At 71.5% G+C, this 25,107-nt stretch carries 21 protein-coding genes; 12 read left to right on the top strand and 9 right to left on the bottom strand.

Translation table 11 applies throughout. The features are described from left to right. Positions 1–297: 297 nt before the first annotated feature. The 4 genes from AB0B94_RS03035 to purS form a co-directional block, all read right to left on the bottom strand. Positions 298–1,053, bottom strand: coding sequence for a 2-phosphosulfolactate phosphatase (locus AB0B94_RS03035; protein ID WP_357268410.1), 756 nt, complete (start codon positions 1,051–1,053; stop codon positions 298–300). 4 nt (positions 1,054–1,057) lie between these two features. Then, positions 1,058–3,727, bottom strand: a complete 2,670-nt coding sequence (gene purL / locus AB0B94_RS03040; RefSeq protein WP_357267727.1) for a phosphoribosylformylglycinamidine synthase subunit PurL — start codon at positions 3,725–3,727, stop codon at positions 1,058–1,060. A 67-nt stretch (positions 3,728–3,794) separates the two neighbouring features. Continuing rightward, positions 3,795–4,478, bottom strand: coding sequence for a phosphoribosylformylglycinamidine synthase subunit PurQ (purQ, locus tag AB0B94_RS03045; protein ID WP_091396055.1), 684 nt, complete (start codon positions 4,476–4,478; stop codon positions 3,795–3,797). After that, positions 4,475–4,738: a phosphoribosylformylglycinamidine synthase subunit PurS gene (gene purS, locus AB0B94_RS03050; RefSeq protein WP_030491392.1), complete on the bottom strand. Its 264-nt coding sequence runs from the start codon at positions 4,736–4,738 to the stop codon at positions 4,475–4,477. Before purS ends, purQ begins: the two co-directional genes overlap by 4 nt. 358 nt (positions 4,739–5,096) lie before the next feature. Between purS and AB0B94_RS03055 the strand changes: the two genes are divergently transcribed. Both AB0B94_RS03055 and AB0B94_RS03060 read left to right on the top strand, forming a co-directional pair. Beyond that, positions 5,097–5,780, top strand: coding sequence for a trypsin-like serine protease (locus AB0B94_RS03055; protein ID WP_357267729.1), 684 nt, complete (start codon positions 5,097–5,099; stop codon positions 5,778–5,780). Positions 5,781–5,804: 24 nt separating this feature from the next. After that, positions 5,805–6,368, top strand: coding sequence for a YbjQ family protein (locus AB0B94_RS03060; protein WP_238672763.1), 564 nt, complete (start codon positions 5,805–5,807; stop codon positions 6,366–6,368). Between the two features lie 117 nt (positions 6,369–6,485). Here the strand turns inward: AB0B94_RS03060 and purB are convergent, their stop codons facing one another. Next, positions 6,486–7,910, bottom strand: coding sequence for an adenylosuccinate lyase (purB, locus tag AB0B94_RS03065; RefSeq protein ID WP_357267732.1), 1,425 nt, complete (start codon positions 7,908–7,910; stop codon positions 6,486–6,488). A gap of 68 nt (positions 7,911–7,978) precedes the next feature. On the opposite strand from purB, the gene AB0B94_RS03070 reads away from it, so the two are divergent. Continuing rightward, positions 7,979–10,405, top strand: coding sequence for a PKD domain-containing protein (locus tag AB0B94_RS03070; protein WP_357267734.1), 2,427 nt, complete (start codon positions 7,979–7,981; stop codon positions 10,403–10,405). A gap of 495 nt (positions 10,406–10,900) precedes the next feature. Further along, positions 10,901–13,228, top strand: coding sequence for a PKD domain-containing protein (locus AB0B94_RS03075; RefSeq protein WP_357267736.1), 2,328 nt, complete (start codon positions 10,901–10,903; stop codon positions 13,226–13,228). 66 nt (positions 13,229–13,294) lie between these two features. Here the strand turns inward: AB0B94_RS03075 and AB0B94_RS03080 are convergent, their stop codons facing one another. Beyond that, positions 13,295–14,587: an acetyl-CoA C-acetyltransferase gene (locus tag AB0B94_RS03080; RefSeq protein WP_357267738.1), complete on the bottom strand. Its 1,293-nt coding sequence runs from the start codon at positions 14,585–14,587 to the stop codon at positions 13,295–13,297. 55 nt (positions 14,588–14,642) lie between these two features. Here AB0B94_RS03080 and AB0B94_RS03085 point away from each other — a divergent pair, with 55 nt between their 5' ends. The 7 genes from AB0B94_RS03085 (at position 14,643) to AB0B94_RS03115 (ending at position 21,777) form a co-directional block, all read left to right on the top strand. Beyond that, the gene (locus AB0B94_RS03085) at positions 14,643–16,073 is read left to right on the top strand and encodes a 3-oxoacyl-ACP reductase (RefSeq protein ID WP_357267740.1); all 1,431 of its coding nucleotides are present in this window, start codon (positions 14,643–14,645) and stop codon (positions 16,071–16,073) included. Continuing rightward, a complete protein-coding gene (locus AB0B94_RS03090; RefSeq protein WP_357268412.1) occupies positions 16,073–16,939 on the top strand; it encodes a MaoC/PaaZ C-terminal domain-containing protein in 867 nt (288 codons plus the stop codon). The genes AB0B94_RS03085 and AB0B94_RS03090 overlap by 1 nt, the downstream gene beginning before the upstream one ends. 79 nt (positions 16,940–17,018) lie before the next feature. Then, positions 17,019–17,771 (top strand): NUDIX domain-containing protein, encoded by a 753-nt coding sequence (locus AB0B94_RS03095; RefSeq protein WP_357267742.1) that lies wholly within the window; start codon positions 17,019–17,021, stop codon positions 17,769–17,771. Further along, complete coding sequence (locus AB0B94_RS03100) at positions 17,768–18,736, top strand: serine/threonine protein kinase (protein WP_357267744.1); 969 nt, start codon at positions 17,768–17,770, stop codon at positions 18,734–18,736. The genes AB0B94_RS03095 and AB0B94_RS03100 overlap by 4 nt, the downstream gene beginning before the upstream one ends. 9 nt (positions 18,737–18,745) lie before the next feature. Continuing rightward, a complete protein-coding gene (locus tag AB0B94_RS03105; protein ID WP_357267746.1) occupies positions 18,746–19,705 on the top strand; it encodes a hypothetical protein in 960 nt (319 codons plus the stop codon). Then, entirely contained in the window at positions 19,702–20,964 is a 1,263-nt protein-coding gene (locus tag AB0B94_RS03110) for an adenylosuccinate synthetase (protein ID WP_357267748.1), read from the top strand. Before AB0B94_RS03105 ends, AB0B94_RS03110 begins: the two co-directional genes overlap by 4 nt. 177 nt (positions 20,965–21,141) lie before the next feature. After that, positions 21,142–21,777 (top strand): DedA family protein, encoded by a 636-nt coding sequence (locus AB0B94_RS03115; protein ID WP_357267750.1) that lies wholly within the window; start codon positions 21,142–21,144, stop codon positions 21,775–21,777. Between the two features lie 6 nt (positions 21,778–21,783). Here the strand turns inward: AB0B94_RS03115 and AB0B94_RS03120 are convergent, their stop codons facing one another. Then, positions 21,784–22,425 (bottom strand): response regulator transcription factor, encoded by a 642-nt coding sequence (locus tag AB0B94_RS03120; RefSeq protein WP_238672748.1) that lies wholly within the window; start codon positions 22,423–22,425, stop codon positions 21,784–21,786. Further along, positions 22,422–23,573 carry a histidine kinase gene (locus AB0B94_RS03125; protein ID WP_357267753.1) on the bottom strand — a complete coding sequence of 384 codons (1,152 nt, stop codon included), beginning with the start codon at positions 23,571–23,573 and terminating at the stop codon, positions 22,422–22,424. Before AB0B94_RS03125 ends, AB0B94_RS03120 begins: the two co-directional genes overlap by 4 nt. 167 nt (positions 23,574–23,740) lie before the next feature. Here AB0B94_RS03125 and AB0B94_RS03130 point away from each other — a divergent pair, with 167 nt between their 5' ends. Beyond that, positions 23,741–24,388: a DedA family protein gene (locus AB0B94_RS03130; RefSeq protein ID WP_357268414.1), complete on the top strand. Its 648-nt coding sequence runs from the start codon at positions 23,741–23,743 to the stop codon at positions 24,386–24,388. 43 nt (positions 24,389–24,431) lie between these two features. Here AB0B94_RS03130 and AB0B94_RS03135 read toward each other — a convergent pair whose 3' ends face one another. Further along, the gene (locus AB0B94_RS03135; protein WP_238672746.1) at positions 24,432–25,070 is read right to left on the bottom strand and encodes a TetR/AcrR family transcriptional regulator; all 639 of its coding nucleotides are present in this window, start codon (positions 25,068–25,070) and stop codon (positions 24,432–24,434) included. Positions 25,071–25,107: the final 37 nt, after the last annotated feature.

Genomic DNA, 25,107 nt, shown 5'->3' on the forward strand with positions numbered 1-25,107 from the left:
TACGGCCAGCCCGCTGGGCGGAACCGACCGGACGCCCCACCGCCGCCGCCACCGACGGAGCGCGGCGGTCGCCGCCTCGACTGGTTGGACGACTGACCCCACCACGGCACAGGAAACGGCCACCCGGATCTCCGGGTGGCCGTTTCGTAGTGGCAGGACAGGGCCGTCCCAGGATCGACCCTGCTCCAGGCCCCGCTGTTTCAGCGCCCCTGCTCAGCGCCCAACCTGCGGCAAGGTCGGCAGCAGGCGGGGGCGGGCGGCAGGTGTAGCTGGTGTGGACGGGCGACGGGCCCTCGGTCAGGCGGCGGAGAAGATGCCCTGGTGGAGCACCGGCACAACGTCCGACACGCCGATCCGGACGGCGACGTCCACGTCCGCGGCGAAGCCGCTCTCGGTCAACTCCCGTCCGGAGACGCTGCCGCGCACCGCGGCGGGCAGATCCGGGGTGCTGGCCAGCGCGGCGAGCGCCATTGCCGCCTCCACCGACAGCCCACCGGGCACGCCGGAGAGGGCGTCCAGCACCGAGGCGGCGCCGAGTTGGTCCTCCACCGACGGGCGCAGCGACCCGTCCGGCCACCGCTCCCCCGAGGCGATCACGCCGATCGGGGCGTCCAGCGTGCCGTACCCCTGGCGGCGCAGCCAACGCCCGACGGCGCGTGCGTTGCGCAGGCACGCCGCGACCACCGGCAGGCCGGTGGCGCTGGCGGCGGCGCTGATGGCCGAGCCGTTCGGGGAGGGCAGCACGAGGTCCGCCACCACGGGTGCGCTGCTCAGCGCGGCGGGCGACAGTGACCACGGATGTTCGGCTGTCGTCTGCCGCCGCCCGACCGCAGCTGTCGCACCGACCCGGACGGCGTACTCGGCGGCCTGCTCACCCCAGGGGAACGGGTGCACCCGCATGCCCCGGGCGACAGCCACCTCCACGGCGGTGGTGAACGAGAGAACGTCCACCACCACCAGTGCCGCGCAGACCCGGCCGAGCTCGGCCGCCCCGGTCAGCCCCCAGTCGAACCGGGCACCCGATCCGGGTTGGCCGTAGACGGCGGCCGTCAACGCCTCAGCGCTCGTCGGGCGAAGGCTCGGTGACACCGGAGTCAGACTCGGACGCCTCGCCGGGCTGCTCCGACCCGATCGGCTCGACAGCGCCGGTCTCCGGGGAAGGGCCCGACGAAGCGATCGGCTCGGAGACCACCGCCGCCGCGTCGACCGGCTCAGCCTGCGCGACCGGCAGCGGGACGGCCTCGACCGCACCCGCCACACCGGCAGCCGGCGCGGGCACCTCGACGGCCGCCGAGCCTCCGAAGAGGCGCGGCAACGTCTCGGTGTGCGCGGCACGCAGCTCGTCCAGGCCGATCCGGAACTGGCCGTGCACCTCGAGCGCCCCACCGGACGGGTCGGTGACGCCGATCAGCTCGAACGGCACGCCCCGCTCGGCGCAGAGGGCCGCGAACGCCTTGTCGTGACCGCGCGGCACCGAGACCAGCGCCCGGGTGGCGGACTCGCTGAACAGGTAGACGAACGGCATCGAGCCCTCGGCGAACTGCTCCGGCACGGCGACCCGGGCACCGACGCCGCGACGCAGGCAGGCCTCGACCAGGCTCTGGGCGAGGCCGCCGTCGGAGAGGTCGTGTGCCGAGCTGAGGTGACCGACGCGGGCCGCCTCGGCCAGCAGTTCGGCGAGGGCCTTCTCCCGGAGAAGGTCGACCTGCGGCGGAATGCCACCGAGGTGCTCGTGCGTCACCCAGGCCCACTCCGAGCCGGACAGCTCAACGTTCGTCTCGCCGAGCAGGTAGAGCTGGTCGTGGTCGCCACCGGCGCGCGGCACGAAGCCCATCGGCACCCGGTCGGCGACGTTGTCCAGCACGCCCAGCACACCGACCACCGGGGTCGGGTGGATCGCCGCGGCACCGGTCTGGTTGTAGAAGCTGACGTTGCCGCCGGTCACCGGGATGCCCAGCTCCAGGCAGCCGTCCGCCAGGCCACGCACGGCCTCGGCGAACTGCCACATCACGCCCGGGTCCTCCGGCGAGCCGAAGTTGAGGCAGTTGGTCACGGCGATCGGCTTCGCGCCGGTCACCGCGACGTTCCGGTACGCCTCGGCCAGGGCCAGCTTGGTGCCGTTGTACGGGTCGAGCCTGGCGTACCGGCCGTTGCCGTCCACCGACAGCGCCACACCGAGACCGGTCCGCTCGTCGATCCGGATCACACCGCCGTCCTCCGGCTGGGCGAGCACCGTGTTGCCCAGCACGTAGCGGTCGTACTGCTCGGTGACCCAGGTCTTGTCGGCCAGGTTGGGCGACGCGATCATGCGCAGCACGGTCTCCCGCAGCGCCTCCGGGTCGGCCGGGCGGGGCAGCGTCTCGGCGCGGTCGGCCTGGAGCAGGATCAGGTCGGCCGGCTCACGCATCGGCCGGGCGTAGACCGGGCCGTCGTCGACGAGCGACCCCGGTGGCACGTCGACGACCAGGTGGTCCTGCCAGGTGATCAGCAGTCGACCCGGGCTGCCGTCCGGCTCCGGTGCGGTGACCTCACCGATCGCGGTGGCGAGGACGCCCCACTTCTCACAGGTCTTGAGCACCGCGTCGAGCTTGTCCGGCTCGACGACCAGCAGCATCCGCTCCTGCGACTCGCTGGCCAGGATCTCGTGCGGGTCCATCGAGGGCTCCCGCAGTGGCACCCGCTCCAACCAGACCCGCATGCCGGTGCCGGCAGCGGCGGCGGTCTCGGTGAGCGCGCAGGTCAGACCGGCGCCACCGAGGTCCTGGATGCCGACCACCAGTTGGCCGTCGTACAGCTCCAGGCACGCCTCGATCAGCAGCTTCTCGGTGAACGGGTCGCCGACCTGCACTGCGGGTCGGCGCGCCTCGCTGCCCTCGTCGAAGGTGGCGCTGGCCAGCACCGAGACGCCGCCGATGCCGTCCCGGCCGGTCTTGGCGCCCATCAGCACGACAACGTTGCCCGGGCCGGCGGCGGCCTTGTTCTGCAACCGGTTGACCGGCAGCACGCCCAGGCAGAGCGCGTTGAGCAGCGGGTTGCCCTGGTAGGAGGGGTCGAAGACCAGCTCCCCACCGATGTTGGGCAGGCCCAGGCAGTTGCCGTAGCCGCCGACGCCGGCGACCACGCCGGTGAGGACCCGGGCGGTGTCCGGGTGGTCCGCGGCACCGAAGCGCAGCGGGTCCATCACCGCGACCGGGCGGGCGCCCATGGCGAGGATGTCCCGGACGATGCCGCCGACGCCGGTCGCCGCACCCTGGTACGGCTCGACGAAGCTCGGGTGGTTGTGCGACTCGACCTTGAAGGTCACCGCCAGCTCGTCGGAGATCTGCACGACACCGGCGTTCTCACCGATGCCGGCGAGCAGCCGGTCGCTGTGCGGGGCCTTCTCGCCGAACTGGCGCAGGTGCACCTTGCTCGACTTGTAGGAGCAGTGCTCGCTCCACATGATCGAATACATCGCCAGCTCGGACTGCGTGGGCCGGCGGCCGAGGATCTGTCGGATCCTGTCGTACTCGTCGTCGCGCAGGCCCAGCTCGGTGTACGGCTGAAGCTCGCCCGGGGTGCCACCGGCGCGCGGCACGGTGTCCACGCCCTCGGTCCAGACGGCGGCGGCCGGCTGGGCGGGAGCGGTTGCCGGTGCGACCGGCTGCGCCGCGCTCGGCTCGGCCGGCTGCGCCGGGGCGGAGTACGCCTCCGGTGTGTCCCGTACCGGATCCGGATGGGTGGTCATGACCTCTCCTCGCTGCGCTCGTGCCCGCCAGAGATGCGGTTGAGCTGACCGATGATCGTGCCGCCGGTCATGCCGGCGCCCCCACCAGGTGCTTGAGGACCGACGTGAAGAAGCCGAGGCCGTCCAGCGAAGGGCCGGTGAGCGCCTCCACCGCGTGCTCGGGGTGCGGCATGATGCCGACCACGTTGCCGGCGGCGTTGGTGATCGCGGCGATGTCGCGCTGGGACCCGTTGGGGTTGCCGCCGACGTAGCGGGCGACCACCCGACCTTCGGCTTCGAGCTGGTCCAGCGTCGCGGTGTCCGCGACGTAGCAGCCCTCGCCGTTCTTGACCGGGATGAGCACCTCCTGGCCGGGCTGGAACGCGTTGGTCCACGCCGTCCCGGCCGACTCGATGCGCAGGACCTGGTCCCGGTTGCGGAAGTGCAGGTGCTGGTTGCGGGTGAGCGCGCCGGGCAGCAGGTGCGCCTCGCAGAGGATCTGGAAGCCGTTGCAGATGCCGAGCACCGGCAGACCACCCCGGGCGGCGTCCACGATCGTCTCCATCACCGGGGCGAACCGGGCGATGGCACCGCACCGCAGGTAGTCACCGTAGGAGAAGCCTCCGGGCAGGACGACCGCGTCGACACCGTGCAGCTCCGGGTCGCCGTGCCAGAGCCGGACCGGCTCAGCGCCAGCGATCCGGACGGCCCGGGCCGCGTCCCCGTCGTCGAGCGAGCCGGGGAAGGTGACAACACCGACCCGGGCGGTCACGAGCGGGCGTCCGCGGTCTCGTCGGCCTCGACCAGGCGGACGGTGAAGTCCTCGATGACCGGGTTGGCGAGCAGTTTGTCGGCAATCTCCCGAGCGCGGTCCAGGTCCGGTTCACCGGTGAACTCGATCTCGATCCGCCTGCCGATCCGAACCGAGGCGACGTCACCGACGCCGAGCCGGGGCAGCGCGTTTGCGACGGCCTGGCCCTGCGGATCAAGGATCTCGGGCTTGAGCATGACGTCGACGACGACGCGAGGCACTGGGCACTCCTGACTGTGTACGCAGTTGGGTGCCGACCCACAATGGGCGAGCGCAGCCAGCGTACCTGGCAGATATCGCCGCGGACGCACCGGCCGGGTGCGGTTCAGGCAGTGATCGACATTACTGACGCTCAGTCGGACCTGTCAGGCGCGACAGGTGGCCCTAGCAGGACATATACGGCGCAGCGGGTGGCCGAATCGTTACATTGGGCAACCTCGATGACCTCCTTGATAACGATCGCGTCGCGCCCTACTCTACATCGACGTAGGTCGATACTGCCGGCTTCGGGAACCCCCGGAGCCCGGCCCCATCCGCACCCGGCGACCCCGGGCCCGCCCCGTCCAAGGAGTCCACCCGATGCGCATCCGCCCCCTGCTCGCCGTCCTCAGCACCGCGCTGGTCGGCACCCTCGGCGTCACGTCCGCCGCGTCCGCCGCCCCCGCCGGACCGCAACCCATCATCGGCGGCGGCACCGTCTCGTCCGCCCCCTGGGCCGCCGCGGTGCTCAGCAACGGCTCGTTCACCTGCTCCGGCAGCGTCATCGCCGCGCAGTGGGTGCTCACCGCCCGGCACTGCATCAGCGGCACCATGTCGGTGCGCGTCGGAAGCGTGAACCGCACCTCCGGCGGGGTAACCCGCACGGTCAGCGCCACCTACACCCGCAACGACCTCGCGCTCATGCGGCTCTCCAGCACCGTCAGCACCTCAGCGGTGAGCCTGGCCAGCAGCAACCCGCCGATCAACTCGACGAACTCGATCTACGGCTGGGGCATGACCTGCTACAGCGGCTGCTCGGCGTCCACCGTGTTGAAGACCGCCACCGTCCGGGTGACCAGCAACAGCGCCACTGACGCGTACGGCGGCCAGGCGATCCGCAGCAGCCGGATCAACGGCAACGCCTGGCGCGGTGACTCCGGCGGCCCGCAGTTCTACAACGGTCAGCAGGTCGGCGTCGCCTCCACCGCCGACGGGTCGAGCATCCAGAACTACGGCAGCGTTGCGTACAACCGGGCCTGGATCACCTCGGTGGCCGGTGTCTGACGGTTAGCGCCCCGCTCGGCGCGGATGGTCGGCCACGTGCCGGCCGTCCGCGCCGCGTCGTTTTGCAGCATCCGATCAGGTGAACAATGCACACGATCGGGTCGCGCCACTCCTGACAGCATCGGAAACGTGCTGGTCGTGACGACAGAGCAACTGCCCGGCTACGAGATCCGCCAGATTCTCGGTGAGGTGGTGTCATCGATGGCCAGGACGCGCAACCCGTACCGCGAGGGTGTGAAGAACCTGCGCGGTGGCGCGTACGACCCGATGGCCCCGGACAACCTGACCCGGTGGCGCACCGACTCGGTGGCCCGCCTCGGCGAGGAGGCCCTGCGGCTCGGCGCGAACGCGGTGATCGGCATGCGGTTCGACAGCCGGGACTGTGGCGAGATGTGGATGGAGATCTGCGCCTACGGGACGGCGGTGGTCGCCGTACCCAAGATGCCCGAGGTCATGCCGGCCGACCAGCCGGCTGTCGCAGCGGGAACCGCGGAGCCCGCAGGCTTCGCCGAGTCGCTCGGCGGCATCGCCGAACCCGCCAGCGCCCCCAACCTGAGAACCGCCGCCGAAACCCCAACCGGCGAATAAACCCACCCCACCTCACCCCGTTGATCATGAAGTTATTGCCATGCGCGGCGGCGTGTCGCGGCAATAACTTCATGATCAACGCGGAGGGGTGGGGGGTGGGGGCCGGGGCGTGGGGGGTTAGAGGATGGGGGGTGGGCTGTAGGTGGCGGCGTGGGGGTGGGCTTCCACCACTGCCGTGATGCGGCGGGTCACCGCTGCCACCTGGGCTTGGGCGGCACCCACGAAGGCGTTGCGGTCGGCGACCAGAGTGTCGATGTCGGCGCGGGACAGGCCGAGTCGGCCGTCCGCCGCCAGGCGGTCGAAGAGGTCGTTCTCCGGTGAGCCCTTCTCGCGCATCGCCAGGGCCACCGCCACCGCGTGCTCCTTGATCACCTCGTGGGCGACCTCCCGGCCGACGCCCCGCCGGACCGCCGCGACCAGGATCTTCGTGGTGGCCAGGAACGGCAGGAAGCGCTCCAGCTCCCGGTTGATCACCGCCGGGTACGCGCCGAACTCCTCGAGCACTGTGAGGAACGTCTGGAACAGCCCGTCGGCGGCGAAGAACGCGTCCGGCAGTGCCACCCGGCGGACCACCGAGCAGGACACGTCCCCCTCGTTCCACTGGTCACCGGCCAACTCGCCGACCATCGACAGGTAACCCCGGATGATCACGGCGAACCCGTTCACCCGCTCCGAGGAACGGGTGTTCATCTTGTGTGGCATCGCGCTGGAACCCACCTGGCCCGGCTTGAAGCCCTCGGTCGCCAACTCCTGACCGACCATCAACCGGATCGTGGTGGCCAGCGACGACGGCGCGGCGGCGGTCTGGGCCAGCGCGGCCAGCACGTCGAAGTCGAGCGAGCGCGGGTAGACCTGCCCGACGCTGTCCAGCACCCGGGAGAAGCCCAGGTGCTCGGCGACCCGTCGCTCCAACTCGGCCACCTTGTCGGCGTCGCCGTCGAAGAGGTCGAGCTGGTCGGCGGCCGTGCCGACCGGTCCCTTGATCCCCCGCAGCGGGTAGCGGGCGATCAGCTCCTCCAGCCGCTCGTACGCGATCAGCAGCTCCTCCGCCGCTGACGCGAAGCGCTTGCCCAGCGTGGTGGCCTGCGCCGCCACGTTGTGTGAACGGCCGGTCATGACCAGCTCGGAGTGCTCGTGGGCCAGCCAGGCCAACCGGGCCAGGGTGGCCACCACCCGGTCGCGGATCAGCTCCAGTGAGGCGCGCACCTGGAGCTGCTCGACGTTCTCGGTGAGGTCGCGGGAGGTCATCCCCTTGTGCACGTGCTCGTGCCCGGCGAGCGCGCTGAACTCCTCGATCCGGGCCTTCACATCGTGCCGGGTGACCCGCTCCCGCTCGGCGATCGAGGCGAGGTCGACCTGGTCGAGCACCCGCTCGTACGCCTCGACCACGCCGTCCGGCACCGGCACTCCCAGGTCGCGCTGAGCGCGGAGAACGGCGAGCCAGAGCCGCCGCTCCATCCGGACCTTCTCCTCCGGGGACCAGAGGGCGACCAGTTCGGGCGAGGCGTACCGGTTGGCCAGCACGTTGGGGATCGTCGTCACGTGCCTCATTCTCTCCTACCCGACGGCCCGTGCGACCGGCAGGCCAGGGCGGGTGCCGGTGGGGCCCAGTGGCCGTTTTGTCGCCCGGGGCGGCACAGCTACCAGCCGGTATCGGATCATGGTCTCGATCTGATCTCCGGCGAAGCCGAATCCACCCTTCACGACAGAGGGCACGCATGCGTAGAAGATCCCTCGCCGGCCTCACCGCGATCGCGGTGACCGGCGGCACCCTGCTGGCCACCGGCGCACCAGCCCAGGCAGACGACCCTGTGATGCTTCTGCACGTCAGGCAGGCCGACGCGAACTGCTCCGACCAGGGGCCCGGCTCCGACGACACGCCGTTCTGCACGATCGGTGCCGCAGCCGCCGTGGTGACCGCCCCCGGGGAGGTCTGGGTCGACGGCGGCACCTACGCCGAGCGCGTCACCATCACCAGCTCTGGCACACCAGAGGCGGGGATCGCCTTCAAGGCCCGGAATCCCCGCACACCGGTGACGCTCGTCGGGCCGAACGCCGGCCTGGTCGTCGACGGCCAGCACGACATCTATATCCAGGAAATCAATGTCAGTGGGTCTGCCGATGTGCCCGCCCTCGATCTGCGGAACGCCTCGAACGTAGTGGTCGCGGGCGGCAGATTCACCATGGCGAACGTCGCCACCGCGCCCGCCATCCGACTCGCCAATGTGACGTGGTCATGGCTGGATGGCCTCATCGCCACCGGAGCGGCGCTCGCCGACGGCTTGACGATGGATGCCTCCACCAGCGACGTGCGCGTCAGCAACACGCTGGTGTCGACCGGCCCGAACCACGTCGCCGCCGATGGCGGGGTGGGCATTCGAGTCGACGGGCCGCGCAGCACGATCGTCGGCGGCGACGTTGCCGGCTTCTCCGGAGCTGCCATCTCGGTGGGCCCTGCCGCCTCCACGACGGTGATCGCCAACAACCGGATCAAGGGCGGGATCGGGTACGGCATCCACAACCGCGGAGCCGTGGGCACTGCCATCGCCAACAACGACATCCAGGATCGTTGCCTGGGCGGCGTCCGGGTCGACGGGACGTCGTCCGAGGTTTCGGTGCAGAACAACGTGCTCCGCAACAACGGCGCCTTCAACCAGGGCTACTGCGATCCGCAGGCTGCCGAGGGAGCCGAGATCGCGGTCCACGACGCCGCACTGAGCGGCACCGTGATCGATTACAACAACACCTGGCACGAGTCCGCGTCCGCGACCGGCTACTCGTGGAACGGAACCAGGATGGGTCTCACCCAGTTCCGCACCGTCTCCGGGCAGGCCGCACACGACCGGTACACGTCGGATGTCCGGGAGAATGTCGACTCGGCGAACTCGACGGCGCCCGGCTACCAGGAACTTGACACCGAGGGCAAGCCACGCCGGGACGATCCGGCGGTGGCGAACACCGGCGCCGGCCCGATCGCGTACGCCGACCGTGGCGCTGCTGAGTCCATCAAACACCCGGTGTCGTCCTTCGACGCCACAGTGGACCTCGCCACGAGCACTGTCAGGGTGGACGCCTCCGCCTCGACGCCGGGCTTCGTCCCGATCCGTGATTACGATTTCAATTGGGGCGACGGGATCTCCACCCGCCAGTCCAGTCCGATCGCCACGCACAAGTACGCCACGCCGGGCACCTACAACGTCACCGTCAGCCCCATCGGAACCGACGGCCTGAGCGGCAGCAGCACCGAACAGGTCAGCGTGCTGCGGCGGACGGCTTCCGTGGGCCTGCTCGCGATGTCGAACCGTCGTTACGTGGGTACATCCGCGTCGGTTCTCCTGCCGAACCAGGCCGGGTTGACCGCCGCCGCGCAGTACGACCTGGGGGACGCCGGCAACGGCCAGGTGGCCCTCGTCTCGCGCTCCAACGGCCGCTACGTCACCCAGTCGGCCAACGAGTCCCTGAACGCAGCGGGCCAGGTGGTCGGCACCACCGAGAAGTTCACAGTCGTCCGCAACAGCGACGGCACCGTCAGCCTCAAGGCGAGCAACAACCTGTACGTCACCGCCGACGCCAGCGGCACCGTCTCGATGAGCGCCAGCCGGTCCACCATCGGCGTCTCGGAGAAGTTCGCCCAGGTCCCGGTCGCCGACGCGAACAGGTCGCTGAAGGCCAGCGTGAACGGTCGTTTCGTGATAGCCGACGGTGCCGGTGTGAAGCCGCTGATCGCGAGCGCGGCGACCGCCGGTAGCTGGGAGCGGTTCGACTTCGCCGACCTCGGCAACGGCCAGGTTGCTCTCTTCGCCCGCGCCAACAGCCGTTTCGTGTCCGCCGACGGCGCAGGCGCCAAGCCGCTGATCGCGAACGGCCCGGCCGTCAGCACCTGGGAGCGGTTCACCCTGGTGCGCAACAGCGACGGCACTGTCAGCTTCAAGGCCGGCATCAACAACAAGTACGTCAGCGCCGACGGCGCGGGCAGCAAGCCACTGATCGCCAACGGCCCGGTCGTCAGCACCTGGGAGAAGTTCACCCTCGGCTGAGCCGCCTCACCACCTCGACGCCCGCCAGACCGCACGGTCTGGCGGGCGTCGTCGCGTACGAGTCAGCGCAGCTTGTCAGAGGGTGACGGAGGCGATCGGGCACCCTTGCCAGCAACGGGCCGCCCGATGAAGAGATCACGAACTTCTTGTATCCAGTGCCAGGCGAGAGGGAGCGGCCGGCGGGCCCCGACCCGCCAGTGCCGACGTAACCGGGGAACGGCCAGGAAGGCGAGCACGAGGGGCACCGGCCACCATCGCAGCAGGTGCTGCTGACCGGTGGCCGCGGCGGCGGCCCAGACGCCGAGTTCGAGGAGCAGGCGGGTGCCGCACCGAAGCCCAGGTCTACCTGCCGGCGGCTTCGATTCGCCGGAATCAGGACCGTCACGAGACGGGTGGCCGTTTTGTCACCCAGGCCAGCACCTCACTTGTCGATCATGCAGAATCGCCTTATCTGACCTCCGGCGTCGCCGGATCCTCCTCCTTTTCGAGGCCAGCATGCGCAAATCCTTCTTCGCCGGTCTCGCGACCGTAGTACTGACCAGTGGCACCCTGGTGGGCACCGCGCTGCCCGCCCAGGCGGGCGCTCCGACGACGCTCTACGTCCGGCAGAACCCCCCGGCCAACTGCTCCGACCAGTACCCGGGCACCTTGGAGCAGCCGTTCTGCACCATTGGAGCCGCAGCGGCGATCGTCACCGGCGGGCAGACCGTCGACATCGGCGGCGGCAACTACCCGGAGCGCGTCACGATCGGCACGTCCGGCACGCCTGAGCAGCCGGTAACCTTCCTCACCACCTCCAGTTCCGCGGCGACCCTGATCGGCGCGACGGCGGGCTTCGTGATCGACGGCCAGCACGACGTGGTGCTCCAGAACCTCCGCGTCGTCGGGTCGGGCGACGTGCCGGCCCTGGACGCGCGCAACTCCTCGGGCCTCACCATCCGGGGCGGCACCTACGGCCTGCACATAACCGCGACGTCACCGGTGATCCGGTTCGCCGGTGTGACCAGCTCGAGCCTGTCGAAGATCACCGTCAGTGGGTTGACCGCCAGCGTCGGCATCAGCATGGACGCCGCCAGCAGTGACGTGGCCATCCAGGACACGAGCGTGCAGGGCTATGCCAACTACCTCCTCTCCGACAACACGATCGGCGTCCGGATCGACGGGCCGCGCAACTCGTACATCGGTGGCAGCATCGCCGGCTTCACCAACGCGGCGATCATGCTCGGGCCCACCGCGGCCGGCACTGTGGTGGCCAACAACGTGATTTCCGGGGGCGCCGGCCACGGCGTGCACAACAACGGGGCCACCGGCACGGCCATCGCCAACAACACCATCAATAACCGCTGCCGGGACGGCATCCGCGTCGACGGAGCCTCGTCCGGCGTCTCCGTACAGAACAACGTGCTCGCTCTGAACGGTTACTTCGATCTGGCTTACTGCTACAGCAAGGTGCTGGACGGGGTCGAGATCGGCGTCTACGGCGGTGCCGTCGGAAAGACGGTGGTCGACTACAACAACGCGCACCACTACGACAACGACTCACCGGAGATCTACGCCTGGAACACCCGGATGTCGCTGGCCGCGTTCCGGGCCGCCTCCGGCCAGGCCGCCCACGACCGCGAGACGGGGCAGGCCCGGGACAACATCGACTCGGCGAACTCGGCCGCCCCCGGTTACCCGACCCTCGCCCGCGGCGGCGCGCCGCGCATCGACGATCCGGGCGTGCCGAACACCGGTGCCGGCCCGGTCACGTACGCCGACCGTGGCACCACCGAAGCCGTCCGCAGCCCGGAGGTGCGGTTCGACGTCGCCATGAACATCCAGGCGCGCTCGGTGACTGTGGACGCGTCCGCCTCCCTCCCCGGCCTCAACCCGATCGAGTCCTACCGGTTCACATTCGGCGACGGCAGCACCGTCACCCAGACGAGCCCGATCGCCTCGCACACCTACGCGAACCCGGGCGGCTACCAGATCGGCGTCACGGTCACTGGCACCGACGGTCGGTCGGGGAGTTACAGCAGGCAGATCAGCATGCTCCGGCCGACCGGGACCGTGGGTCTGCGGGCCCTGTCAAACCGCCGCTACGTGAGTTACGAAAACAACTACGGGCTTCGACCGAACCAGGCCGAACCGACTACGATCGCGCAGTTCGACCTGGCGGACGCCGGCAACGGCAAGGTCGCCCTCTTCTCTCGGGCGGCCGGGCGCTACGTCGCCATCTCCCAGTTCGACCTCGCCACGTTGACCGCGGACAGCGTCGTCGTGGACGTACGCGAGATGTTCAAGCTGGTGCGCAACGGCGACGGCACCATCAGCCTCCAGGCCCCCATCACCAGTAAATACGTGACCGCCGACGTCAACAGCGCCGTTCCGATGAGCGCCAGCCAGTCCACCATCGGCACCTGGGAGAAGTTCCTCCAGGTCGTCGTACCGGACGCGAACCGGTCCCTGAAGGCGCAGGTCAACGGTCGCTTCGTCAGCGCCGACGGCGCTGGCGCCAAGCCGCTGATCGCGAGCGCGCCGACCGCCAGCACCTGGGAGCGGTTCGACGTGGTGGATCTCGGCAACGGGCAGGTCGGCCTCCTCGCCCGTGTCAACAACCGTTACGTGTCCGCCGACGGCGCTGGCGCCAAGCCGCTGATCGCGGGCGCGGCGACCGCCAGCACCTGGGAGCGGTTCACAATGGTCCGCAGCAGCGACGGCACTGTCAGCTTCAAGGCCGCCGTCAACAACAAGTACGTGAGCGCGGACGGCGCGGGCAGCAAGCCACTGATCGCCAGCGGCCCGGTCATCAGCTCCTGGGAGAGGTTCACCCTCGGCTGAGCCGCCTCATCACCTCGACGCCCGCCAGACCGCACGGTCTGGCGGGCGTCGCCGTACACACTCCGTTCAGCGCTCCAGGATGGCGGTCACGCCCTGCCCACCGGCGGCGCAGATGGAGATCAGCCCACGCCCGCTGCCCCGCTCGGCCAGCAGTTTCGCCAGGGTAGCCACGATCCGCCCGCCGGTGGCGGCGAACGGATGCCCGGCGGCCAGCGACGAACCGTTGACGTTGAGCCGGTCGGTGTCGATCGCGCCCAGCGGGGCGTCCAGGCCGAGCCGGTCCTTGGCGAACTCCGGCGACTCCCAGGCGGCGAGGGTGGCCAGCACCTGCGACGCGAACGCCTCGTGGATCTCGTAGTAGTCGAAGTCCTGCAACGTCAGCCCGGCACGGGCCAGCATCCGGGGCACCGCGTACGCGGGTGCCATCAGCAACCCCTCGTCGCCGTGCACGAAGTCCACAGCCGCCGTCTCCGACCAGCTGAACCAGGCGAGCACGGGGAGGTGGTGCGCCGCCGCCCACTCCTCGCTGGCCAGCAGCACAGTGGACGCCCCGTCGGTGAGCGGCGACGAGTTGCCGGCAGTCATGGTGGCGTGCTCGGCGTCCGGGCCACGGGTGCCGAAGACCGGTTTCAGCGAGGCGAGCTTCTCCAGGGTGCTGTCCGGGCGCAGGTTCGCATCCCGGGTGAGCCCCAGGTACGGCGTCATCAGGTCGTCGAAGAAACCCCTGTCGTACGCGGCGGCGAGGCGCTGGTGCGAGCGCAATGCCAGCTCGTCCTGGGAGCGCCGGTCGATCTGCCAGCGCACTGCGGTCCGGGCGGCGTGGTCGCCCATGGACAGGCCGGTACGCGGCTCGGCGTTGCGTGGGATCTCCGGCTTGAACGGCTGAGACGGGCGCAGCTTCGCCGCGATCTTGAGCCGTTCGCCCAGCGTGCGGGCCGAGTTGAGCTTGAGCAGCGTGCGGCGCATCTCCTCGTTGACGGCGAGCGGGGCGTCGGAGGTGGTGTCGACACCGCCGGCGATGCCCACGTCCAGCTGACCGAGGGCGATCTTGTTGGCGACCAGGATGGTCGCCTCCAGGCCGGTGCCGCAGGCCTGCTGGATGTCGTACGCCGGGGTGTGGGGGTCGAGTCGGGAGCCGAGGACCACCTCCCGGGTGAGGTTGAAGTCGCGGGAGTGCTTGAGCACGGCACCGGTGACGACCTCGCCGACGCGCTGCCCGGCCAGCCCGTAGCGGGCGATCAGGCCGTCGAGCGCCGCGCCGAGCAGGTCCGCGTTCGACGCGTCCGCGTAGCGGCCGTTGGAACGGGCGAAGGGGATGCGGTTGCCCCCGATGACCGCGACCCGCCGGATGCTCTGCACGATCCGCCTCCTCGACATGTGTTGCTCGAACCCTACTCGCCAGTAGGCTACGCCCATGACCGACAGGTACGCGAGCTTCGTCCAATCGGCCGCCGGCCGCGCGCTGGTCAAGCGCCTCGGGCTGCCCGACCCGCCCCGACTGCGCCGGCACCACCCCGGCGACCCGCTGCTGGCCGACCCAGCCCTGCTCGGCGCGGCCACCGGCGGCCGGCTCGCCGCGCAGGTCACCAAGATCCTCACCGCCGCCGGGGTCGAGCTGGCCGACCCGGCCGCCGCCGCCGGATGGGCCGGGGGCGCTCCGGCGCAGGATGCGCCACCGGCCCGCTCGCACGGCGACGCCCCGCAGCGGTACGGGGCACTGCTCTTCGACGCCACCGGGATCACCGACTCCACCGAGCTGCGCCAGCTCTACGACTTCTTCCACCCGCAGGCCCGGGCGGTGCTGCCCAGCGGCCGGGTGATCGTGCTGGGCACCCCGCCGCAGGAGTGCCCGACACCCCGCGAGGCGACCGCCCAGCGCGCCCTCGAAGGGCTGGTCCGCAGCATCGGCAAGGAGTTCGGCCGGGGCACCACGGCACAACTCGTCTACGTGAGCAGTACCGCGTCGGACGACCCGACCCAATCGGCTGGGACGATCACGAGCCTCGAATCGACACTCCGGTTCCTGCTGTCCGGCCGGTCCGCGTACGTGTCGGGGCAGGTCATCCGGGTCGGCGGCGGCGCGGCGAGCGTCCCGGCCGACTGGGACCGCCCGCTGGACGGGCAGGTGGTGCTGGTCACCGGCGCCGCGCGGGGCATCGGCGCGGCGCTGGCGAAGGTGCTCGCCCGCGACGGCGCGCAGGTGGTGGCCCTGGACGTCCCGGCCGCCGGTGACGCGCTCGCGGCGGTGGCGAACGACATCGGCGGCACCGCCGTCCAACTCGACCTGACCGCGCCGGACGCGCCGACCCGACTCGCCGAGCACCTGGCCAGCCGGCACGGCCGGGTCGACGTGGTGGTGCACAACGCCGGCATCACCCGGGACAAGACGCTCGGCCGGATGGACGCCGACCGGTGGGACCAGGTGATCGACGTCAACCTCTCCAGCCAGGAGCGGATCAACGACGTGCTGCTGGAGCGGGAGCTGATTACGGCCGGCGGGCGGATCATCTCGGTCTCGTCAATCGCCGGGATCGCCGGCAACCGGGGGCAGACCAACTACGCCACCAGCAAGGCCGGGGTGATCGGACTGGTCGACTCACTCGCGCCGGCCCTGCGGGAGCGCGGGATCAGCGTCAACGCGGTGGCCCCCGGCTTCATCGAGACCCGACTGACCGCGCGCATCCCGCTGGTGGTTCGCGAGGCGGGCCGGCGGATGAACAGCCTGGCCCAGGGCGGGTTGCCGGTGGACGTGGCCGAGACGATCGGCTGGCTGGCCTGGCCGGCCAGCGGCGCGGTCAGCGGAAACGTGGTCCGGGTCTGCGGCCAGAGCCTGCTGGGGGCGTGATGGGGGCGGGGCCGGAGTCGGACAGCCGCAGCCGGGTCGAGTTGCCCCGGATGCCGGCGGTCGGGGCGCTGCACCGACGGGCGTTGCTCGGTGCGCTACCGGGCCTCGGCGGTGGGCGGCGCGGGCCCGACCTGCCGGCGGTCGAGTTGGCGGTGGCCGGGGTGAGCGTCGACCGGGCGACGTTGGCCGACTACGACCGGGTCTGCGGGTTCCGGCTAACCGACCGGCTGCCCGCGACGTTTCCCCACGTCATGGGCTTTCCGCTGGCAGTGCGCCTGATGACAGCGCCGGACTTTCCCCTCCCGCTGATCGGTCTGGTGCACGTGGGCAACCGGATCACCGCGCACCGCCCGATCACCGCCGACGAGACGGTCGACTTCACCACGTACGCGGAGAACCTGCGCCCCCACGACCGGGGACGGCAGGTGGACGTGGTGCTGGTCGGCTCGGTCGACGGGACGGAGGTGTGGCGCGGCGTTTCGACGTACCTCGGTCGGGAGCGCAAGCCGGGCGGACGCGAGCCCGGCGAACGGCCTGCGGCACCGGCTGCCACCGCCCGCTGGCGGGTGGAACCGCGCATCGGTACGGAGTACGCGCGGGTCTCCGGCGATCACAACCCGATCCACACCTCCCGACTCGGGGCGCGGCTGTTCGGCTTCCACCGGCCGATCGCGCACGGCATGTGGAGCAAGGCGCGCTGCCTGGCCGCGCTGGAGGCCCGGCTGCCGGACGCGTACACGGTCGAGGTCACCTTCAAGCTGCCCGTGCCGCTGCCGAGCACCGTGAGCTTCGCGCTCCTGCCGGATGGTGGGTTCGCTGTGCACGACTCACGCGGCCGACCGCACCTGGCGGGCCACCTGCGCTGACGGGCGTCCGCTTGGCAGCGGCGTCCCCATGCGCTAGGTTGTTCTCACAACGAGATGTTCTCAGAGTGAGAGAGACGCGATGAACGAGCAGGAGTTCCTGGCCGCGTACGACCCCCGGGCCTATCCGTCGGTCGCGGTGACAGTCGACGTGGTGGCGCTGACCATCCGCGACGGCGCACTGCACCTGCTGCTGATCCGGCGGGGCGAGGCACCCTTCGCGGGGCACTGGGCGCTGCCCGGGGGCTTCGTCCGCCCCGACGAGGACCTGACCGCTGGCGCCCGACGGGAGCTGGCCGAGGAGACCGGGCTCGGCGGCGAGGCGCTGCGCCGCGTACACCTGGAGCAGTTGGGCAGCTACGGCGCTCCCGACCGTGACCCGCGCATGCGGGTCGTCTCGATCGCCCACCTCGCGTTCGCCCCCGACCTGCCGGACCCGGCCGCCGGCAGCGACGCCGACGAGGCGATCTGGCTCCCGGTGACCGCGTTGACCAGCCGGCAGCTCGCCTTCGACCACGGCCGGATCATCGACGACGCGTTGGAACGGGCCCGCTCCAAGCTGGAGTACACCCCGCTCGCCACCCGCTTCCTCGCCGCCGAGTTCACGATCAGCGACCTGCGCGCCGTCTACGAGACGGTCTGGGGGCACCCGCTGCACGCCGGCAACTTCCACCGCAAGGTGCTCTCCGTGCCGGGCTTCGTGGAGAGCACCGGCGCCAGCACCGAGCGCGGCGGTGCCCGCGGCGGCCCGCGCGCCCGGCTCTACCGGGCCGGCGACGCCCACCTGCTGCACCCGGCGCTGTTGCGCCCCGCCCGCGAGGAGACGGTGCGGTGAGGGCCACGGAGGCCATCCGCCTGGTCGCGGCCGCCCGCACCGACGCGGACCTGTTCGGCGCCGACCAGCCGGCGCACCGCTACCGCGAGCTGGTAGCGGCCCTGCACCCCGACCGCCTGCCGACCAACCCGGCGGTACGCGCCGAAGCCCTCGACGCGTTCATCCACGTCACCACCCGGTGGCAGGCACGGCAGACCACGGTCCTCGGCGACTACCGGCTCGGCGCGCCGGCCCACTCGGGTGACCTGGCCGACCTCTACGACGTCGGCGACGACCGGCTGCTGAAGCTCCCCCGACGGCCCACCGACAACGACCTGATGGCCCGCGAGGCGCACGCCCTGCGCACCATCGCCGAGCGCGGCGACCCGCGCTACCTGCCGTACGTGCCCCGGCTGGTCGACGAGTTCAGGCACCGCGACGCCAGCACCGGAGCGGAACGGCGGATCAACGTGCTCGCCACCGCACCCGGCCTGCACGACCTCGACGAGGTGCGGCGCGCGTACCCCGACGGGCTGGACGCCCGGGACGTCGCCTGGATGTGGCGGCGGCTGCTGGTGGTGCTCGGCCTGGCCCACCGGGCGGGCGTGGTGCACGGCGCGGTAGTGCCCCGACACGTGCTGATCGAGCCGGACGCCCACGGCGTGGTGCTGATCGACTGGTGTTTCTCCGCTGCCGTCGGGAGCACGATCCCGGCGGTCGTGCCCGGCCACGGCTGGGACCCGGAGGAAGTCATCAAGAAGCAGCAGTGCGGCCCGGGCACCGACATCGCGATGGCCAGCCACTGCATGAGCTGGCTGATGGGGCCGCGCGCCCCCCGCGAGCTGCACACCTTCGCACAGGGCTGCCGGCAACGGTCAGTGGACGCCCGGCCCGACGACGCCTGGCGCCTGCTGCGCGAGCTCGACCAGGTGCTGGACCGGCTCTACGGGCCACGCACCTTCCGACCCTTCACCCTCACCCCCTAAGGAGCTGTCATGGGCAGTGGAATCTGGTCCACCGACGTGTACGACGCCGCCGACCGCTACCGCCGGTCCACCGGCAGGAGCGCCTTCTCCTACAGCGACAGCGGGGCGCGCACGGTGCACCCCGCACTCGACCCCAGGGACACGACCCGGGAGAGCCGCGACTCCGACGAGCACCCCCGGTCGACGCCCGTCGCGGTGCTCTTCGACGTGACCGGCTCGATGCGCACCGTGCCGCGGGTCCTGCAGACCAAGCTGCCGCAACTGCTCGGGCTGCTGCAACGGCAGGGCTACGCCAGCGACCCGCAGATCATGTTCGGTGCCATCGGCGACGCCACCTGCGACCGGGTGCCGTTGCAGGTGGGCCAGTTCGAGTCGGACAACCGAATGGACGACGACCTCGGCCGGATCGTGCTCGAAGGCGGTGGCGGCGGGCAGATGAGCGAGTCGTACGAACTGGCCATGTACTTCATGGCCCGGCACACCGTCACCGACAACTGGGAGAAGCGCGGCCGGCGCGGTTACCTGTTCATCATCGGCGACGAGCTGGCGTACCAGCGGGTGAAGGCCCGGGAGGTGGCCGGCCTGATCGGGGACGACCTCTCCGAGGACGTGCCGCTGCGGCAGGTGGTCGACGAGGTGACCCGCCGCTGGGACACCTACTACCTGCTCCCCGCCGGCAGCCACTACGCCGGCAACGCGAAGGTGCTCGACTTCTGGCGGGACCTGTTCGGGCAGAACGCCGTGGTGCTCGACGACCTCGACGCGGTCTGCGAGACCATCGCGCTCACCATCGGCCTCGGCGAGGAGGCCATCAACCTGGACGAGGGCCTGCGCGACCTGGACCGCGTCGGCTCCGGCGCCACCGGGACCGTGTCGAAGGCGCTGGCCCGCCTCGGCCGGGAACGGCGGGCCGAGGTGTCGACGCTGCCGGCGTTCACCGACACGGCCAGCGGGGTGACCCGGCTGTGAACCACGTGGCGGTGGTCGACCTCGGCTACGGCGACGCCGGCAAGGGCACTGTCGTGGACTGGCTCTGCGCCACCCGTGGAGTGCACACCGTGGTCCGCTTCAACGGGGGCGCGCAGGCGGCACACAACGTCGTGCTGCGCGACGGGCGGCACCACACGTTCGCACAGTTCGGCGCCGGCACCTTCCATCCCGGTGTGCGTACGCACCTGTCCCGGCACGTGGTGGTGGACCCGCTGGCGTTGGCCGCCGAGGCTGACCACCTCGCCACTGTCGGGGTGCCCGACGCGCTCGACCGGCTGACAGTCGACGGGGACGCGCTGCTCGCCACCCCGTACCACCGGGCCGCCAACCGGGCCCGCGAGATCGCCCGGGGAGCCGACCGGCACGGCTCCTGCGGGCTGGGGGTGGGCGAGGCCGTCGCGTACGGTCTCGCCCACCCCGACGACGCGCCCCGGGTCGCCGACTGCCACAGCCCGGCACTGCTGCGCCGCAGGCTGACCACACTGCGGGAGCGGCTGACAGCCGAGCTGGGCCCGCTGGACGCGCCACCGGTCGAGGACTGCCTGCCCGCGTTCACCGGCTTCGCCGGGCGGGTCGCGATCGTGGACGGGACCTGGCTGGCCCTGGCGCTGCGCACCGGGACCTGCGTCTTCGAGGGTGCGCAGGGGGTGCTGCTCGACGAGTGGCACGGCTTCCACCCGTACACGACGTGGAGCACCACCACGTTCGCCAACGTCGACAGCCTGCTCGCCGAGGCGGGCCGGCCCGGCGACGTGACCCGGATCGGGGTGCTCCGGGTGGTCACCACCCGGCACGGGCACGGTCCGTTGGTGACCGAGGACCCGAGCCTGCCGTTCACCGACCGGCACAACGCCACGAACCAGTGGCAGGGCCGGTTCCGGTTCGGCCACTTCGACGCGGTCGCCCACCGGTACGCCCTCGCCGCGGCCGGCGGCGTCGACGGCCTGGCACTGACCCACCTCGATCTGGCCGGCCCCGACCTGCGGATCTGCCGCCGCTACGACACCACCGACCGGCTCACCCCGGGCCCGCCCGGTGACCTGGACCGCCAAGCCGCGCTCACCGCCCGCCTGCTGCGCTCCCGCCCGGTGTACGACGACCCGCCGACGGACTGGGCACAGGCGGTGAGCACAGAGTTGGACGTACCTGTGGTGCTGACCTCGCAAGGCCGCACCGCCGACGACAAGACCCCACACGGCCCGCTGCTCACCCCGCCAGCCCTGGCCCACTCAACCTGACCCCCCACCCACCCCACCCCGCCCCGCCCCGCCCCGTCGATCTTGCACTTTCGGTTGTTCTTCCGCGGCTTCCGCAGTGATTGGTGCTGACCCAGAGTGCGAGATCGGCGCGGGGAGAGGTGGGGTTATCCCGCGGCTTCGGCCACCGGGCGGGTCGCACCCGGCGAGCATGGGGGCATGGATTCCGCGCTCGACCTGCTCCGACAGCTGGTCACCTCACCGTGGGTGTACCTGCTGATCTTCGGGCTCACGGCGGTCGACGCGTTCTTCCCGGCCGTACCCGGCGAGGCGGCCGTCATCACCGCCGCCGTGCTCTCCACCAGCGGAAATCCCAAGCTCGCGGCGGTTGTCGTCGCCGCCGCGCTGGGCGCCTGCGCCGGTGACCACGTCTCGTACGCCATCGGGCGCGGTGGCGGCGCGAGACGCCTCGCCGGGTTTCCCGACGGCAGCCGCCGACGAGCCAGCTCGGAGTGGGCCCGGCGCGCGCTGAACCGGCGCGGCGGGCTGATCCTGACCACCTCCCGGTATCTGCCGGGCGGGCGGACCGCCGTCACCCTCACCATGGGCGCGGTGCGCTATCCCCGCCGGTCGTTCCTGCTGTACGACGCGATCGCGGCGGTCACCTGGGCCCTGTACTGCGGGCTGCTCGGCTACTTCGGTGGGCTGGCCTTCGAACGGCACCCGGTCAAGGGTGTCCTCGCCGGGATCGGCCTGTCGGTGATCGTCACGCTGGGCATCGAGGGCGTCCGTTGGCTGCGCCACCGGGCCCGCCGCCGCGCCGCCGCCACCACCGACCGGGCCGGCTCGACCTGACACCCGTCACAGCAGGTCAGCGTCGTACACCAGGATGGCCAACTGCACCCGGTTGCCCGCGTGAAGTTTCGCCAGCGCCCGGCTGACGTGCGCCTTGACGGTGGCCTCGCTCATCGTCAGCCGCCGGGCGATCTCCGCGTTGCCGTGCCCGCGCGCCACCTCCCGGACGATCGCCAGCTCCCGCCCGGTCAGCGGTGCGAGCCGCTCACGGGCCGCGTCCCGGCGGGCCGGACCACGCTCGGCGAACGAGCTGATCAGACGCCGGGTCACCGTCGGGGCGAGCATCGCGTTGCCGGCGGCCACCGTCCGAACGGCGGCGGCCAACTCGCGGGGCGGGGTGTCCTTGAGCAGGAAGCCGACAGCGCCGGCCCGCAGCGCCCGGTGCACGTACTCGTCGAGGTCGAAGGTGGTCAACATGATCACCTTCGGGCCGACGGCGACCACCGCGGGCGCGACGGTCAGCCCGTCGACGCCTGGCATCCGCACGTCGAGCAGCACCACGTCGGGGCGTAACCGCTGGGCCTGATCCAGCGCGCCAGCGCCGTCGGCTGCCTCACCGACGACGGTGATGTCCTCCGCCGCCTCAAGGATCAGCCGCAGCCCGGCCCGAACAAGCTGCTCGTCGTCGACCACCACCACCCGGATCACGCCGCACCCGCCAGCGGGATCAGGGCCCGGACCAGGAAGCCGCCGTCCACGGGAGCTGCCTCCAACCGGCCGCCGAGCAGCTCCACCCGCTCACGCAGCCCGAGCAGACCCTGCCCGGCACCCGGCAGCCCCGATCCGCCCTCGGACGGGCCGTTGCGGATCAGCACCTCCAGCCCGTCGGGCAGGTAACGCAGGCAGACAGTCGTCTCGGCGTCGGCCGCGTGCTTACGCACGTTGGTCAACGCCTCACGGACCACCCGGTACGCGGTACGACCCAGCGTCGCCGGAAGTGCCGTCGGCACACCCTCGTCCTGCCGGGACACCCGCAGACCGGCGGCACGGGACTCCCCGATCAACTCGTCCAACGTGTCGAGCCCCCGCTCCGGCGTCACGGCCGGGTCGGCCTGGCGCAGCACACCCAGCACCTCGCGCAGGTCGGTGAGCGCCTGCCGGCCGGTGGTCCGGATCAGCGCGGCGGCCTCGACGGTCGCCGGGTCCACGGCTGTCACCTCCAGCGCCCCGGCATGCACCACCATCAACGAGACCCGGTGTGCCACCACGTCGTGCATCTCCCGGGCGATCCGGGTCCGTTCCTCGGCCCGGACCCGGTCCGCGCGGGCCTCCTGCTCGCGTTCCAGCCGCTCGGCCCGGTCCCGCAGAGCGGCGAGCGTGTCCTGACGGGCCCGCACCCAGAGACCGAAGACCAACGGAAGCCCCACCAGACAGGCGGCGAGCAGCAGCACGTTGCCGCTGCTGGCGGTGGTGATCCGGCGTACGCCACCCACCGCCAGCCCGACCAGCACCCCGCCGGTCAGCACCACTGCCACACCGGCGAGGTAGCCGGCGAGTTGACGACCGCGCAACCGCAGACCCGCCTGGTACGAGGCCAGCACCCCGGCCGCCGCAGCGGCGAGCACCAACCAGCCGACCGCCGCGGCCAGGAACAACGGCCAGCGTCGGGACCGGATCGTGGCGGCGGCCCACGCCGAGCCCAGTGCGATCAGCAGCACGACAGCACTCGGCAGCGGCGAGCGGACCCCGATGTCACCGGTCGCGCTGGCCCACACGGCCACGGCGACCAGGGCGGCGAGCAGCGGCGGGGCGTACCGATGGACGACCCGCCGGGGGGCGACGGCGCTGGAGGCCACGCAGCGAGCCTAGAGCGCAGCCGACGGATCGGGTCGCCCCGCAACGCCGTACCCGGGTGAGGTGGGGGATGACCCCTATGCACAATCCGGGCCGGCCGCTACCTAAGTAGTGCCGCCCACCTGACCACTGGCCGATGTCGGGAGCCGCCGTCCCGACCAGCATCAGGATCATGAATCTGCTCGACCTGCTGCACGACACGATGTCCTCGCCCTGGGTGTACCTGGCGATCTTCGCGATCGCGGTGCTCGACGGCTTCTTCCCGGTGGTACCGAGCGAGACGGCGGTGATCACCGCAGGGGTGTTCGCGGCCTCCGGTGCGCCGTACCTTCCTGCGGTGATCCTGGTGGCCGCGAGCGGGGCACTGATCGGCGATCACATCTCGTACGCCATCGGTCGGGGCGGTGGCACCCGGTTACTCGACCGGCTGCCAGCCGAGGGCCGGCGCAGGGCCGCCATCGAGTGGGCCCGGCGAGGGATCGCCACCCGGGGCGGCCTCATCCTCACCGTGGCCCGGTATGTGCCGGGTGGCCGGACAGCGGTCACCCTCACCATGGGCGCTGTGCGCTACCCCCGACGGCGGTTCCTGGCCTTCGACGCCCTCGCCGCCGGCTCGTGGGGTCTCTACTCCGGGCTGGTGGGCTACCTCGGCGGAATGGCCTTCGAGCAGGACCCGCTGCGCGGTCTCCTGCTCGGTCTGGGCCTCGCCCTGGGTGTGACCACTATCGTCGAGGTGGTTCGCTGGCTGGGCCGGCGGCGCCGATCCACGGAGTCGGCGTCGGCGACCGAACCGGTGCGCCGGGTGCCGGTGCGCTGACCTCGGGGCGGTCAGTCAGCGGCCGGCGCTGCCCTCGGGGCGGTCAGTCGGCGGCCGGGCGCCAGACGACGCCGTGCAGCAGTTGGGCGGCACCGAGCCAGGCCACGTTCATCATCCGGGTGGCTGTCTTCTCCGGGTCGGCCTCCGGGTGGTCCGCGAGCCAGTCGGCAAGCGACTCGGTCGCGCCGACCAGTGCGTACGCGACGACCTCCAGGTCGACGGCGGCGATCTCCCGGCCCTCGGCGCGCAGGGCGTGGTCGAGCATCCCGGCGACCACCTCGACCAGCCGGGCCCGCATGGTGGCCAACTCGCCAGCGAACGGCTGCTCACCCCGGGCCTGCCGGTAGAGCACCGCCCAGCCGTCTCGGTGCGCGCCCACGAAGCCGAAGAACGCCCTCAGCCCGCGCCAGAGCCGCTCGTCGGCCGGCAGGTCGGGAGCCGCCGCCCCGGCGATGGCCTGCATCATCCGGGTGCCCTCCCGGTGCAGACAGGCGACGAAGAGCTCCTCCTTGGTGCCGAGGTACGCGTACACCATGGGTTTGGAGATGCCGGCGTCCTCGGCGATCTCGTCCATGCTGGCGGCGTGGAAGCCACGTCGGGAGAAGACCTTGACGGCCGCGTCGAGCATCTGCTGCTCGCGGACGGCGCGAGGCAGGCGCTTGAAGGCGGGGACGCTGGACACCTTGCGAGCATACCTACTCGTGCGTAGGGTTACGCGC

This window comes from Micromonospora sp. NPDC048986, assembly GCF_040649335.1.
Taxonomy (GTDB): Bacteria; Actinomycetota; Actinomycetes; order Mycobacteriales; family Micromonosporaceae; genus Micromonospora; species Micromonospora alfalfae.